The 13,129-nt window shown below is 63.0% G+C and carries 11 protein-coding genes; 5 read left to right on the top strand and 6 right to left on the bottom strand.

The features are described from left to right. Positions 1–429: 429 nt before the first annotated feature. The 5 genes from trxA to QRM57_RS16240 all read right to left on the bottom strand — a co-directional run bounded on the left by trxA (position 430) and on the right by QRM57_RS16240 (position 6,335). The gene (gene trxA, locus QRM57_RS16220) at positions 430–756 is read right to left on the bottom strand and encodes a thioredoxin (RefSeq protein ID WP_284987307.1); all 327 of its coding nucleotides are present in this window, start codon (positions 754–756) and stop codon (positions 430–432) included. A 34-nt stretch (positions 757–790) separates the two neighbouring features. Continuing rightward, positions 791–1,747, bottom strand: a complete 957-nt coding sequence (trxB, locus tag QRM57_RS16225) for a thioredoxin-disulfide reductase (RefSeq protein WP_257369967.1) — start codon at positions 1,745–1,747, stop codon at positions 791–793. Between the two features lie 228 nt (positions 1,748–1,975). Next, complete coding sequence (locus tag QRM57_RS16230; RefSeq protein WP_284987308.1) at positions 1,976–3,658, bottom strand: ABC transporter substrate-binding protein; 1,683 nt, start codon at positions 3,656–3,658, stop codon at positions 1,976–1,978. 140 nt (positions 3,659–3,798) lie between these two features. Next, entirely contained in the window at positions 3,799–5,805 is a 2,007-nt protein-coding gene (gene murJ, locus QRM57_RS16235) for a murein biosynthesis integral membrane protein MurJ (protein WP_284987309.1), read from the bottom strand. Between the two features lie 26 nt (positions 5,806–5,831). Beyond that, positions 5,832–6,335: an NUDIX hydrolase gene (locus tag QRM57_RS16240; protein ID WP_090822121.1), complete on the bottom strand. Its 504-nt coding sequence runs from the start codon at positions 6,333–6,335 to the stop codon at positions 5,832–5,834. A gap of 196 nt (positions 6,336–6,531) precedes the next feature. Here QRM57_RS16240 and QRM57_RS16245 point away from each other — a divergent pair, with 196 nt between their 5' ends. From QRM57_RS16245 to QRM57_RS16265, 5 genes are all read left to right on the top strand, one after another. Beyond that, the gene (locus QRM57_RS16245; protein WP_257369964.1) at positions 6,532–8,001 is read left to right on the top strand and encodes a CCA tRNA nucleotidyltransferase; all 1,470 of its coding nucleotides are present in this window, start codon (positions 6,532–6,534) and stop codon (positions 7,999–8,001) included. Further along, positions 7,998–8,579, top strand: a complete 582-nt coding sequence (locus tag QRM57_RS16250) for a histidine phosphatase family protein (protein ID WP_257369963.1) — start codon at positions 7,998–8,000, stop codon at positions 8,577–8,579. Before QRM57_RS16245 ends, QRM57_RS16250 begins: the two co-directional genes overlap by 4 nt. A gap of 609 nt (positions 8,580–9,188) precedes the next feature. Beyond that, the gene (locus tag QRM57_RS16255; protein WP_235518131.1) at positions 9,189–9,329 is read left to right on the top strand and encodes a hypothetical protein; all 141 of its coding nucleotides are present in this window, start codon (positions 9,189–9,191) and stop codon (positions 9,327–9,329) included. 168 nt (positions 9,330–9,497) lie between these two features. Beyond that, complete coding sequence (locus tag QRM57_RS16260) at positions 9,498–11,003, top strand: glycosyltransferase family 87 protein (RefSeq protein WP_284987310.1); 1,506 nt, start codon at positions 9,498–9,500, stop codon at positions 11,001–11,003. Beyond that, positions 10,996–12,435, top strand: coding sequence for a phytoene desaturase family protein (locus QRM57_RS16265; RefSeq protein ID WP_284987311.1), 1,440 nt, complete (start codon positions 10,996–10,998; stop codon positions 12,433–12,435). Before QRM57_RS16260 ends, QRM57_RS16265 begins: the two co-directional genes overlap by 8 nt. A 9-nt stretch (positions 12,436–12,444) precedes the next feature. Here the strand turns inward: QRM57_RS16265 and QRM57_RS16270 are convergent, their stop codons facing one another. Further along, positions 12,445–13,050 carry an NAD(P)-dependent oxidoreductase gene (locus QRM57_RS16270; protein WP_284987312.1) on the bottom strand — a complete coding sequence of 202 codons (606 nt, stop codon included), beginning with the start codon at positions 13,048–13,050 and terminating at the stop codon, positions 12,445–12,447. Positions 13,051–13,129: the final 79 nt, after the last annotated feature.

Here is a 13,129-nt window from a genome sequence, read left to right on the forward strand (position 1 = left end):
GCCGGGGTGTGGGTGAGGGTTGGTGGGAAGGGGCCGGGGTGTGGGTGAGGGTTGGTGGGAAGGGGCCGGGGTGTGGGTGAGGGTTGGTGGGAAGGGGCCGGGGGGGGGGTGGGGGTTGGTGGGAAGGGGCCGGGGTGTGGGTGAGGGTTGGTGGGAAGGGGCCGGGGTGTGGGTGAGGGTTGGCGGGAAGGGGCCGGGGTGTGGGTGAGGGTTGGCGGGAAGGGGCCGGGGTGTGGGTGAGGGTCGCGTTGCCCCTACCCCAGTGAGCGGGAAGCCGCATTACTGTTCAGGAGCGCACCGGACGTCGCTACACGCACATAAGCCACCAATGCATCCCTTCAAGGTTCATTTCAAGGAAATCAACAAAAAAGCCGGCGGCTCCCGCTCCGTGAGGAGCAGGAACCGCCGGCCTAGACCTTGGGCGGAAGGTTAGGACAGTACGTCCGAGAATTCCTTCTCGAAGAACTGCTTCGGCTTGGCGCCGATGACGGTGTTCTTCACTTCTCCCCCGCTGAACAGGTAGACGGCAGGGATGGAAGTGATGCCGTACTCAGCTGCGATGGCAGGGTTGTCGTCAACGTTAAGTTTCACGACCTCAACCTTGTCGCTGTACTCGACCGAGATCTCGTCGAGGATGGGGCCGAGCTTGCGGCAGGGGCCACACCACTCTGCCCAGAAGTCCACGATGACCGGCTTCTCGGAAGCCAGGACATCCGCGCTGAAGCTTGCGTCAGTAACGTCTTTTGCGTTGCTCATAACTTTTCCCTTCGTATGGTTGCTTGGATGCAGCTTAGGAGTTCAGGTCCGCGAGGTAGTGCTCTACGTCAAGAGCAGCGACACAACCGGAACCCGAAGCCGTGATGGCTTGACGGTAGGTGGGGTCGATAACGTCGCCTGCGGCGAAGACACCCTTGATGTTCGTCTTGGAGCTGCGGCCCTCGACGGCGATGGTTCCTTCAGGTGTAAGTTCCACCTTGCCCTTGACCAGGTCCGTGCGGGGATCGTTGCCGATGGCCACGAACACACCCGTGACAGCGAGCTCGGACTCAGTGCCGTCCACCAGGTTCTTCAGCTTCAGGCCCGTGACCTTGTCCTCGCCGAGGACGTCTTCAACGGCCGTGTTCCAGACAAACTTGATCTTTTCGTGTGCCTGGGCGCGGTCGCCCATGATCTTGGAAGCCTTGAGGGTGTCGCGGCGGTGGACGACCGTGACGGACTTGGCGAACTTGGTGAGGAACAGTGCTTCTTCCATTGCCGAGTCACCGCCGCCGATAACGGCGATGTCCTGGTCCTTGAAGAAGAAACCGTCGCAGGTTGCACACCAGCTAACGCCGTGGCCTGAGAGCCTCTTTTCGTTAGCCAGACCGAGTTCGCGGTAAGCCGATCCCGTGGACAGAATGATGGCCTTCGCCTGGAAGGTCTCCCCCGTACCAATGGTGACCGTCTTGATGTCGCCGTCGAGGTCCAGTTCGGTGACGTCCTCGAACTGGATCTCGGTGCCGAAGCGGGCGGCCTGCTTTTCGAAGTTTTCCATCAGGTCCGGGCCCATGATGCCTTCCGGGAAGCCCGGGTAGTTCTCCACGTCCGTGGTGTTCATCAATTCACCACCAGCGGTGACAGAACCGGCAATGAGCAGAGGATTCATGTTGGCACGGGCGGTGTAAACAGCGGCTGTGTAGCCAGCGGGGCCTGAACCTACGATGATGACGTCGCGCACCTGCGATGCGCCGTTTTCTGCAATGCTCACGTGGCGTGAACCTCTTCCTTAGTCGATGCTGCGGCTTTCGGGGCAGCCACCTGACTCAACCCCAGTTAAGCCCCAAATATTCCGTTGGAGTTTGTCGGCCCTAAAAGCCACCAACATTCAGGGTACCTTCTGGACGCGGGCCACATCGAAGTGGTGACGCCCGCGCACATAACAGTAGGGACCGCCCTGACAAGTCAGAACGGCCCCTACTGTTATGGCTGGTGCGGACTATTGGACCCCAACCTCGGCCAAGCGCAGACCGAAACCGAACCGCGTCTTCGGGGCGGCCAGCTTGGGGAGCGTCTTGATATCCACAATGATGTACTGCGTCTGCGTCGGCGCTGCCAGGGGCAGGGTCAATTCAGGCGAGGTAAAGCTGTTGGTACCAACGAGCTTCGCTCCGTCCATGGCAGGTCGGTCGTTGGTGTAGACGCTGATGCTGCCACCCGATCCACCCAGCTGGTTCAGCACAATGGACTTGACCTCGGTCTTTTCCTTGAGCTTGATGACCAGCGGCATGTTCGTGACCAGGCCACCCCAGTCTGCGGTCGCAAATTCCATGTCTGACCAGTAGCTTGCAGCGTTGCCATCGAAGGCTCGTGCAAGGTCCTTGTCGTAGGTGGCCGCGAAGGGGAAATCTCCCAGTCGCGTGATGCTGTCGATCGCCGGCGGCGTGGCGGGCGGCGGAGCCTGCGTGGGGGCCGGTTCTTCAGTTTTGGTTTCGGTGGACGGCGGTGCCGGCGTGCTCTGGCTTGCCGCGGGCGCGCTGCTCGGGAAGAGGCTGCCAAGGTTGGTAACAGCCAGGACCAGGCCGACCACCAGGACGACAGCCAGCAGGCCACCAACCAGCCAGCGAAGCGAGCGGGGTTCCTTCTCGGGAGCCTCGTCTTCGTATACCTCGTCGTCCTCGTAGTTTTCCTGGACAGCGGCCGACGCCGGGAAGCTGGTGGGGGCACGGTCGTAACCAGTGTCTGAGGTACTGCCCGCAGCGGCAGCTCCCCCGGCAGCGGCGCCGGCTCCTGCAAATCCGTAATCTTCTTCGGACCAGAGCGAGACCTTGGGTTCGGCGGCCTCAGCGGGCTTGGCCGGTTCGCTGACGGGTGCTGACTGGGAGCTCACGGCCTGGGTAGGCGGTTGCGTCGGAGCGGCGGGCCGGGCCGGCGGCGGAGTCGGTTGGGAAGTAACAGCCTGGGTGGGCGGCTGGGCGGATGCCGCAGGCGACGCTCCCCCGGAAGCAGCAGGGGCGGCAGAGTCGGCGTCGTGATTCCTTGAACCCTGGTTCTTCAACGCTGCAGCGGCAGCGAGACCCGCTGCACCGGCTCCGGCAGCAGCTGCAGCCAGTTTGCCGGCGATGCCACTCTTGGCGGATGAGGGGTTCGAGGCAGGCCTCGGAGGTACGTTTCCAGCCTCGGAACCAGCGGTTGTCTGCTCGGTATCAGCCTCGGACGGGATGGGGTAGCCGTTTTCGTCATACTGGATGTACTCGGCGTCGTGCTCGTCATCCTCGTAGAGGCCGTCGTAGGTTTCGGGCTCGTACGTGCGCGGCTGCCCAAAGATCTCGCTGCCGAGCGTCTCCGTGAAGAACGGCTCGATGTACGGCGGGTTTGTGGCAACAACGAGGTCCAGCAGGTCCGGTGCGGAGCTGTGGTTGGTGATGAGGTACGTGGTGTTGTCGCTGATGCCGAGGTCCAGAATCTGGACGTGGCCGGGGCGCTCCCCTGTGGCCACTTCGCGGGCGCTCTGCGCAACCTGCTCGGCATTTCCGGGTCCAGCGACGAGGATGCTCACGGGACGGTTGAGGACCTGGTCCACGCCGTCGAGCACCTGATCTTGGTCATGCGAGGTCAACACATTGGCCGTGACCTTGTAGCGGCCGCCAAGTACTGATCCGACGTCGATCGGGTGGGACACGTGTTCCTCCTAGGCTGTCCGGGAGTTGCGGGTCCTGCACATGGCTGGCCCGGCGAGCCGGACAAACCGCTTTTGCAACTACCTATATTCGTTTCTAGCCTAGCCGATTGGTTCCAGCCGCCCGTGTTGGCGGCACCGGCTTACTTCTTGTTTTGCCTGCTCGGGAAGTATGGATTGCGACCCGCGTCGCCTTGATATGTTCGCCGGCCCGGCAACGGGACCTGCGGGCGGAACCTGCCACCCAGGGCTGTGCTGGGCACTTCTTCGTCGGGCAGGTACGACTTCGGAGCGTCCGTGGCGGGCGCTGGAGCGGTGCGCTGGGCCCCGACAGCCGGCCCGGCCCTGAACGAGGCGGCGTCGAACTCGCCCGAGATGCGAGGGATCAAACCGGTGTCGTCCGAGACTGTGGCGCGTTCCGGCGTCGGGGTTTCTGCGGTTCCTTCGACGGCCGGTTCCGGCGCGCCGCGGCCCAAGCGGCCCATGAGCGGGCGCAGGAGGTCGCGAAGCTCGGTGACGTGGAAGACGCGCAGCAGGACCAGGTAGGCGAGCAACATGACAGGCCCGACGACGACCACCGTCACCAGGGCGGCCGGGCGGCTGCTCCATGCGAAGCCGTCGGCGCGGTAGCTCCCCAGCAGCCAAAGGGCCGCGGCGCCGGCCAGCGCGGACCCGAGGCCGGCGTAGCCCATGCGGATGTACGAATTCGCGATCCGTGGTCCGTCGAGGTGGCCAAGCAAGCGACGCAGGAACACCACGCTGATGACCACGGAAAGGATATTGCCCAGCGTGTAGAGGATCGCGATGGCATAAATGATCTGGCCGACGGGGAGGAACTGGATGAAGAACGCGCCCACTACGTAGATCACCGCCAGCCACAGCTGCACATACAGGGGCGTGCGTGCATCCTCGTTGGCGTAGAACACGCGGGACATCATGAAGTTGGCGCTCAGGAACGGGGTGCTCAACGCCAGGATGGTGAGCGTCTGTGCGAGCATGACGCCGTCCTGCGAGTTGCCGCCCGAGAAGAACATGCCCAGCGGGCCGGCCAAGGCAAACAGCGCCAAGGCACCGAAGACCGTGGCAACAGCCATGGTCCGGAGACCATGGGAGAGGGCATCGCGAAGCTCGGCTTTGTTGCCGTCCTGCGACGCGCGCGTCATGCGGTTAAAGAGGACGGTTGCCAAGGACAACGCGATGATCGAGTGCGGCAGCAGGTACAGCTGGCTGGCGACTTCCAGGACGGCGTTACCGGGCAGGACAGCAGCAGCGGCCGTGTCCCCCGCGTTGTTCAGCCGGAGCCGCTCGGCGCCGGGAATCGTCGCGATCCTCATGATGTAGAGGAAGGCCAACTGCCCGACGGCGGCAGTCGCCAGGGTCCAGACGCTCAGCTTGGCAGCCTGGCCCAGTCCTACCCCGCGCCACCCGAAACGGGGACGGAGGCCAAGGCGCAGCCGGAAGACGGGAACCAACAGAATGGCTGTCTGCGCAATGACGCCAAAGGTTGAGAACCCTGCGATCAGCAACGTCTGGGTGGGACCCCAGTTGTCCAGGGTGTGGGGGTTGCTGAGATTCTCTCCGAGGATCCAAATGAACATCCCCAGGCCGACGATGGCCACCAGATTGTTCAGGATGGGGGCCCACATGGCGGGGCCAAACGCTCCGTGCGCGTTCAACACCTGTGTCAGAAGGGCGTAGAGCCCGTAGAAGAAGATCTGTGGGAGGCACCAGAAGGCAAAGGTGACCGCCAGGGCCTTTTGTTGCTCGGAATACCCCTGCGTGGTGAGGTCGATGACCAGTGGTGCTGCAAGGGTTACCAACGCGGTCAGGGCAAAGAGCACCAACACGGCAAGGGTCAGCAGCCGACTGAGGTAGTCAGCTCCGCGGTCCGGGGCTTTACTCGCCTTGATGATCTGCGGCACCAGGACGGCGTTGAACACGCCACCGGCCACCAGCAGGAAGATCAGGTTCGGCAGGTTGTTGGCATTAATGAAGGTGTCATTAATGGTTGAACCAAGCCCGAGGGCTGTACCGAGCATCCACGTTTTGGCGAAGCCAAGGAACCGGGAAACGAGCGTCCCTGCGGCCATGATGGCGCTGGAACGTGCTTCTCCGGATTGAACGGACTGGGTTGTTTTGGCTTCAGACATCGCCTTTATCGTCCCATGTACCCGGGTTAGAGGTGTTCGGGCAGCACTTCCCGTGCCAGATCGGCGATGCGGCGTTCATTCGGGAAGGACAGTTTGCGGGCCAGTTCCTGGATGGGAACCCACGCGGCATCCACGGCCTCCTGGTCAGGATCGTTCTCGATGGTCAGCTCACCGCCCGTTGCCTGGAGCAGGAAGTGGTGGACGGTTTTATGGACGCGGTGGCCGCTCACTGTGAACCAGTAGTCAATGCTGCCCAGGGGTGCAAGGATGCTGCCTTCGATGCCGGTTTCCTCGGCGATCTCGCGGACAGCTGCTTCCTCGTTGTTTTCGCGGCCCTCGGGATGGCCCTTGGGCAGGCACCATTCGAGCCGGCCACCCCTATTAAGGCGGGCGATAATCGCAACCCGGAGTTCGCCGTCGGACGTGTCCACAACAACGCCGCCGGCTGACACTTCCTCAACCGTGGGGAGTGAGGCCTGTACCGGGTGCTGCGGAGCAGGCGCGACGTGGGCACCGATTGCCGACGGCAACGGTGCGTTTGTCCTCCTGCCAGGAGCGCTCGGGATCGGGTTGGCCATGAGGTCCACTCTAACGACTCTTGCCCTCGAGTGATGACCGGGACATGGCTACAAGATGGACTGCAGGAGACGGTCCGCGGACGCATGCCTGATATTGCATGGAACAGTGGCCCACTCCCGGGTAAAAATCTGCCAAGCTTAAGGGACTATGGCGCACGTATTGGACAGCTCTTCTGTTAACTTCACCATCGATCCGGTGGTGCTCGACCTCGGGCAGCGCTTTGTCGACGCCGGCTACGAGCTGTCCTTGGTGGGTGGGCCTGTCCGCGACCTCTTCCTCGGGAGGACCTCCCCGGACCTCGACTTCACCACGGACGCCACGCCGGACCAGACCATCGCGGTCATCAAGAAGTGGGCTGACAACTTCTGGGAAATCGGCAGGGCCTTCGGCACCATCGGGATGCGTAAGAGTGGCTTCCAGATCGAAATCACCACGTACCGCGCCGAGGCGTACGACCCCGATTCGCGAAAGCCCGTGGTGGCCTTCGGGAACTCCTTGACGGATGACCTGCTCCGCCGCGACTTCACCATCAACGCCATGGCCCTCCGGCTGCCCAGCCTTGAACTCGTGGACCCCTTCGGCGGCGTCCGCGACCTCCACGCCTCCGAGCTGGCAACACCCGGCGCCCCCGAGGCGTCATTCTCGGATGACCCCCTGCGAATGATGCGTGCGGCCCGGTTCGCGTCGCAGCTCGGCGTGTCGGTTCACGACGACGTTCGGCTCGCCATGACCCAAATGGCCGACCGCATCAAGATCATTTCCGCCGAGCGCGTCCGCGAAGAGCTGGTCAAACTCATTAATGGAGCCCACCCGCGAGTGGGCATCGACCTCCTGGTGGATACAGGACTGGCTGAGTTCGTGCTCCCCGAGGTCTCCGCGTTGCGCCTGGAAGCCGACGAACACCACCGTCACAAGGACGTGTACCAGCATTCCCTCCAGGTCCTGGAGCAGGCCGCCGCACTCGAAACGGGTCCCGATGGCCCCGTGCCCGGGCCGGACTTCGTGCTGCGGTTCGCCGCGTTGATGCACGACGTCGGCAAGCCGGCTACGCGCCGTTTTGAACCGGGCGGCGCAGTAAGCTTCCGCCACCATGACGTGGTGGGCGCCAAGCTGGTGGCCAAGCGCATGAAAGCCCTGCGCTTCGACAACGACTCGATCAAGGCCGTTGCCCGCTTGGTGGAACTCCACATGCGCTTCTACGGCTACGGCGATGCTGGCTGGAGCGACTCGGCTGTCCGCCGGTACGTTACGGACGCCGGTCCCCTGCTGGAACGCCTGCATCGGCTCACCCGCTCCGATGTCACCACGCGTAACCAGCGCAAGGCTGACCGCTTGTCCTTCGCCTACGATGACCTTGAGCATCGCATCGCGGTGCTCTTGGAGCAGGAATCGCTGGCAGCCGTCCGGCCTGACCTCGATGGAGCGCAGATCATGGCCCTTCTGGGACTCAAGCCGGGACCGGTGGTGGGCAAGGCCTACAAGTTCCTCCTGGAAGAGCGCATGGAACACGGACCGCTGTCCCCGGAGGAAGCCGAGCAGAAGCTGTTGGCGTGGTGGGCCACGCAACCCGAGTCCGCCGCCGTCGAGCCTTTGACTGAAACTGAGGAGCCCTCATGAATGCCGCGACTTCCCCGCGCCCGCAACTCTGGATCCTTCGCCACGGCGAGACGGAGTGGTCCAAGAGCGGCCAGTACACGGGCCTGACCGATCTGCCCCTCACTGTTGAGGGTGAGCAGCAGGCTGTTGAAGCACGAAAGGTCCTGGAGGGCATCGACTTCGACCTGGTGCTGACCTCACCGCTGCGACGTGCCCGCCGTACAGCCGAACTGGCCGGCTACCCTGAAGCGGTGCACGAGCCGCTGGCCGTTGAATGGAACTATGGCGACTACGAAGGCATCAGCTCGGACCTGATCCGTAAGGACAACCCGGATTACCTCATCTGGACGGATGGTGTTCCCAACGGGGAGACCCTGGACGAGGTGGCTGCCCGTGCCGACAAGATCATTGGGCGCGTCCTGGAATCCGGAATGGACAACGTCCTGGTGGTGGCACACGGGCATTTCTCCCGAATCCTCACCGCACGTTGGCTGGAAATGGACGCCCGTGAAGGCCGGCATTTCGTCCTCGGAACAGCTAAAGTCTGCACGCTCGGATGGGATAAGCGCACGCCCGCAATTGTGCGCTGGGGCCTCTAGAAACATTCATTAAGAAAAAGTTTTGGCGAAACAGCGAATTGTGCTGGCCAAACTCCCTGTTCATGGGGTAGCTTATATCTTGTTCCCAGAGCGATCCGCCGGGAACAAGGCGCGCATTCTTCCGATTAGTCACCCGGGTGAATGCCACAGCAGGCTGTAAAGGCCGGAAGGAGGTTGGGAAAAATGATTACTTTGACTAGCGGACGGAAGTTGACCGTCAATGCTGCCCCGGCCTCTGCTGATGATCGACGCCATTTTTGCTCTCTGACCCACTCCTGATCCACCGGACCGGCCTGTTGCCGGCGGTGTTCATGACAGCCTTCATTTCCTTGGATGGCTGAGTAGTCAGTTGTAGGCGCGGACCCACGCAGCATGCCGCGGGTGCGCAGTTTTCCCAAAGTTCGGAACCAGCTTCTTGTTGGGTCGACTGCCGGAAGCCCGCGCAATGATGCAATGACGTTTCAGGAATTCCTGATTCGGTCCGCTAATTACCCTTAAATCAGCCTCGGTTTTTCTCACCCTTTTTGGCCCTTTGAATTCTTTACCTTCAAATGGCCCTAATTGTTGCGCCTAAATTCCCGGCATAATCCCCCTGAAAGGAGGTGAACCATGCGAAAGCGCCCAGAAGACATGCGTTTCTTCAAGAGCGTCACAGCTCCCAAGGACCGCACCCTGTTCAACGGCCAGCTGCTGGACCAACGCCGTGAAGACGTTTACGTTGCCCTGCACCAGATGGGACTGATCCGCTGATGTCCTTCAGTCTGTCCGAAGGAGACACGGATGCCACACGACTTTGTTGAACCTCCGGGAGCCCGCGCGGCTACGCGTGGGCTTCCGCCTTTTAAGCGCATTGGTTCATCCAGGGAGTCGGGGCGGAACCTGATGCCCTGTTCCAAGTGGTGACTGTAAGCTCGAGCCATGCAGGAGACGAAGCCGCACCGGCCTCAGAAACGTGCCCGCGTGGTGGTTCCCAGCCGCAGTGACAGCCTGCTCCGGAACTTCACAGAGCTCATAGGCGGTCCGCTGGGCAGGCACTCATCGCCAGGCGAAGCTTCTTCCGGCCCGTTCACTGTGGAACGGGTCCTGATCCTCCTCACCGTGCTGGCGGCGCTGCTGGCCGTGCTCGCCAAGGACTACTGCCGGGTCAACGGTTGGGAAACTCCCGGCCAGTTCTACTCCACCTGCTACTCCGACTTCCCCGAACTTTTTAAGAACCGCGGACTCGGAGACGGGGTCATCCCCCTGTTCACCCAAGGCAGCCAGTTTGAATACCCCGTGCTTATGGGGATCATCGCTGGGATCACTGCCCTGCTGGTGCCCGGCCAGGGGGTCAACAATGATCGGGCGCTGGGCTACTTCGATGTGAACGCCACGTTGATTGTGGCCATGTGGATAGTTACCGTCCTCCTCACCGCCAGAATCAACAAGCGTCGCCCTTGGGATGCCGCCATGGTGGCCTTAGCACCCGGGATTATCCTGGCTGGCCTGATCAACTGGGACATGTGGGCGGTGGCTCTGCTCGCCTTGGGAATGTACTTCTTCTCCAGGGACAAACTGATCTTCGCCGGTGTCTGCATCGGGCTGGGCACTGCCACCAAGCTCTACCCGGTCCTGTTCCTCGGTGCCGTGCTACTGCTGGCCCTTCGGACCGGAAAGTTCCGGCCGTTCCTTGTCACCGCAGGGGCTGCCCTGGTGTCCTGGCTGGTAGTCAACCTTCCGTTCGCGGCCCTGAACCCTACCGGCTGGCAGTACTTCTTCGAGTTCACCCAGGACCGGCCCGCCGGCTACAGCTCGCCGTGGTTTTCCTACAACCTGGTAGCGGAACGGCTGCACTGGATGCAGATGGATGCGGCCAGCATCAACGTGGTTGCGTTGGCCCTGTTTGTCCTGGCGTGCATCCTCATTGCCGTGGTGGCCCTGTGTGCGCCGCGGCGGCCACGGATCGCCCAGCTCGTCTTCCTGATTGTCGCCGCGTTCATCCTGACCAACAAGGTCTACTCGCCCCAATTCGTTCTCTGGCTGATCCCGCTCCTTGCCCTGGCGCGGCCCCGCTGGCGCGACTTCCTCCTGTGGCAGGCTGCCGAAGGGCTGCACTGGGCGGCTATTTGGATGTACCTTGGCCAGGCGACCAGTGGCGGACCCGTCCAGCACAACATCGACATGTCCTATTACGTGATGGCGGTGCTCGTGCACATGGCCGCCACGGCCTACCTGATGGCGAGGGTTGTTATGGATATCTGGGATCCGGTCCAGGACCCCGTGCGCCTCCACGGCGACGATGACCCACATGGCGGTCCCTTCGACGGCGCCACGGACTGGCTCAGGATCGACCTCTTCCACCGGGCCGGGTCGGTCCTGCCCGGAGGGCATCGGGTAGCCGAAGCTCAAGCAGCCCCCACGGTGGAGGGAGGCAGCAATGGGTGATGTCGCCGTCGTCGGCGCGGGCCCCAACGGTCTGGCGGCAGCTGTGGTCATGGCCCGTGCGGGCCTGAAGGTACACGTTTACGAGGCCGCGAACGCCATTGGCGGAGGTTCGCGCACCAGCGAGCTGATGGAACCCGGGCATTTCTACGACATCTGCTCCGCGGTACACCCCATGGCATTGGCGTCGCCCTTCTTCCGTGCCTTCGAGCTGTCCAAGCGAATTGAACTGCGGGTCCCGGAAGTTCAGCACGGAACACCCCTGGACGTGGGCGGGGCCGCGTTGGCTTACCAGTCGCTGGACCGGACCGTCCAGGGCTTGGGCGTGGATGGAACGGCATACCGCCGGCTCATGGAACCACTGCTGGAGCGGGTCTCCGGGGTGGTGGAATTTACGTCCAACCAGCTGCTGCGCATACCGAAAGACCCGTTGGCCGCCGTGGGCTTTGGTCTTGCCACGCTGGATCAGGGCACGCCCGTGTGGGGCCGCCGCTTCCGGGAGGAGGCAGCGCCCGCGCTCCTGACCGGGGTGATGTCGCACGCGCTGGGTTCGCAACCGTCCCTCAGCTCAACCGGCGCCGGGCTCCTGCTCGGGGTTCTTGCCCACGCCGGCGGTTGGCCAATTCCTGTAGGGGGGTCAATGTCCATTGCCCAGGCGATGGCGGATGACGTGATCGCCCACGGAGGAACCATCCACGTAGGTGAACGAGTGGACTCCCTGGACCAGGTTCGGCCCGCGGACGCCATCCTGTTGGATGTTGCTCCCCCGACCCTGGCCCGGATCGGCGGCGCGGAAGTACCCGACCGCTACCGGCGGGCACTGGAAGCATTCCGGTTCGGGAATGCAGCGTGCAAAGTGGACTTTATTCTCTCCGGGCCTGTGCCTTGGTTGGATCCGGGCCTGGCCAAGGCAGGCACGGTCCACGTGGGCGGTTCACGGCTTGCCATGGCCGAATCCGAGAATCTGGTAGCGATGGGCAAGTATCCACCGCAGCCCTACGTCCTGGTTTCCCAGCCGTCCCTGCTGGACCCGACCCGCGCACCTGAAGGCCGCCACATCCTGTGGTCCTACTGCCACGTCCCTGCCAACTCCACCGTGGATATGGCGGAGGCGGTATCGGCCCGCATCGAGCGATATGCGCCCGGTTTCAGGGACGTCGTGGTGGCGTCAAAGACCACGACGGCGGCAGAACTGGCTGCGTACAACGAAAACTATGTGGGTGGCGACTTCAGCGCAGGCATCCTCGATCTCCGTGGGCTGGTGCAGCGGCCCGTGGTGTCCAATGTGCCTTGGCGGACGCCGATGCCGGGTGTCTACCTCTGTTCGTCCTCAACGCCGCCAGGTCCCGGAGTGACTGGAATGCCCGGGTACCACGCGGCAAAATATGCCCTTAAGGACATATTCAAATTGCGGGTACCCGGGCTGGGCGTTTAGCCCGCCGTCCTAGTTGGCGGCGGTAAAGCGTGCGCGGCGGTGGGCCGGGCTTTCGATCTCGTCCAGCATGGCTACGGCGTAGTCCTGCGTGGAGATGGTGTTGCCCGCCGGCGAATCCTTTGCCACGGAGTACTCGCCAGTGCGCTCACCGGGCTGGATAACCGGTGCGGGGGCCAGGACGGTCCAGTCGAGGGACTCGGGGGCCTGCTTGACGGCTTCCAGGGCCTTGGCGGCGGTGGTGGCCTCGGCCTTGTAAGCCTCAGGGAAGTCCGGGGAGTCGAGCAGGCGGACACCGTCGATTTCCAGTGTCCCGGCGCCGCCGACAATCATCAGCCGGGTTCCTTCTGCGTTGCTGTAAGCGGTGGACATGGCTTCGAGCCACTCGGAGTGGTCGCCGCCGGTGCGGCTGGGGCCCGTCGCCAGCACAACGACGTCGTGGTCCTTGGCAACGGACGCAAAGGTCTGCGCGTCAGCCTGGTCTGCAGCCTGAGTGGCTGCGCCGGGAACTTGAGCGCCCTTGCGGGAGATGGCCGTGACCTGGTGGCCGCGGGTGATGGATTCGTTGACGATCTGGCTGCCGACCATGCCCGTTGCGCCGTAGACTGCGATTTTCATTGCTCTCCTTAGGGTTGCTATCCTTGCAATACAACAAAGGTATCCATTGGATACTGATAGCTTCAAAGGAACCTAGTTA

The organism is Arthrobacter sp. fls2-241-R2A-172, from assembly GCF_030208885.1.
Lineage (GTDB): Bacteria > Actinomycetota > Actinomycetes > Actinomycetales > Micrococcaceae > Arthrobacter.

Excerpts from the sequence above, each read along its gene's own strand:
- trxA (WP_284987307.1), bottom strand. The coding sequence starts at position 756 with ATGAGCAACGCAAAAGACGTTACTGACGCAAGCTTCAGCGCGGATGTC.
- murJ (WP_284987309.1), bottom strand. The coding sequence starts at position 5,805 with ATGTCTGAAGCCAAAACAACCCAGTCCGTTCAATCCGGAGAAGCACGT.
- QRM57_RS16245 (WP_257369964.1), top strand. The coding sequence starts at position 6,532 with ATGGCGCACGTATTGGACAGCTCTTCTGTTAACTTCACCATCGATCCG.
- QRM57_RS16250 (WP_257369963.1), top strand. The coding sequence starts at position 7,998 with ATGAATGCCGCGACTTCCCCGCGCCCGCAACTCTGGATCCTTCGCCAC.
- QRM57_RS16255 (WP_235518131.1), top strand. The coding sequence starts at position 9,189 with ATGCGAAAGCGCCCAGAAGACATGCGTTTCTTCAAGAGCGTCACAGCT.
- QRM57_RS16260 (WP_284987310.1), top strand. The coding sequence starts at position 9,498 with ATGCAGGAGACGAAGCCGCACCGGCCTCAGAAACGTGCCCGCGTGGTG.
- QRM57_RS16265 (WP_284987311.1), top strand. The coding sequence starts at position 10,996 with ATGGGTGATGTCGCCGTCGTCGGCGCGGGCCCCAACGGTCTGGCGGCA.
- QRM57_RS16270 (WP_284987312.1), bottom strand. The coding sequence starts at position 13,050 with ATGAAAATCGCAGTCTACGGCGCAACGGGCATGGTCGGCAGCCAGATC.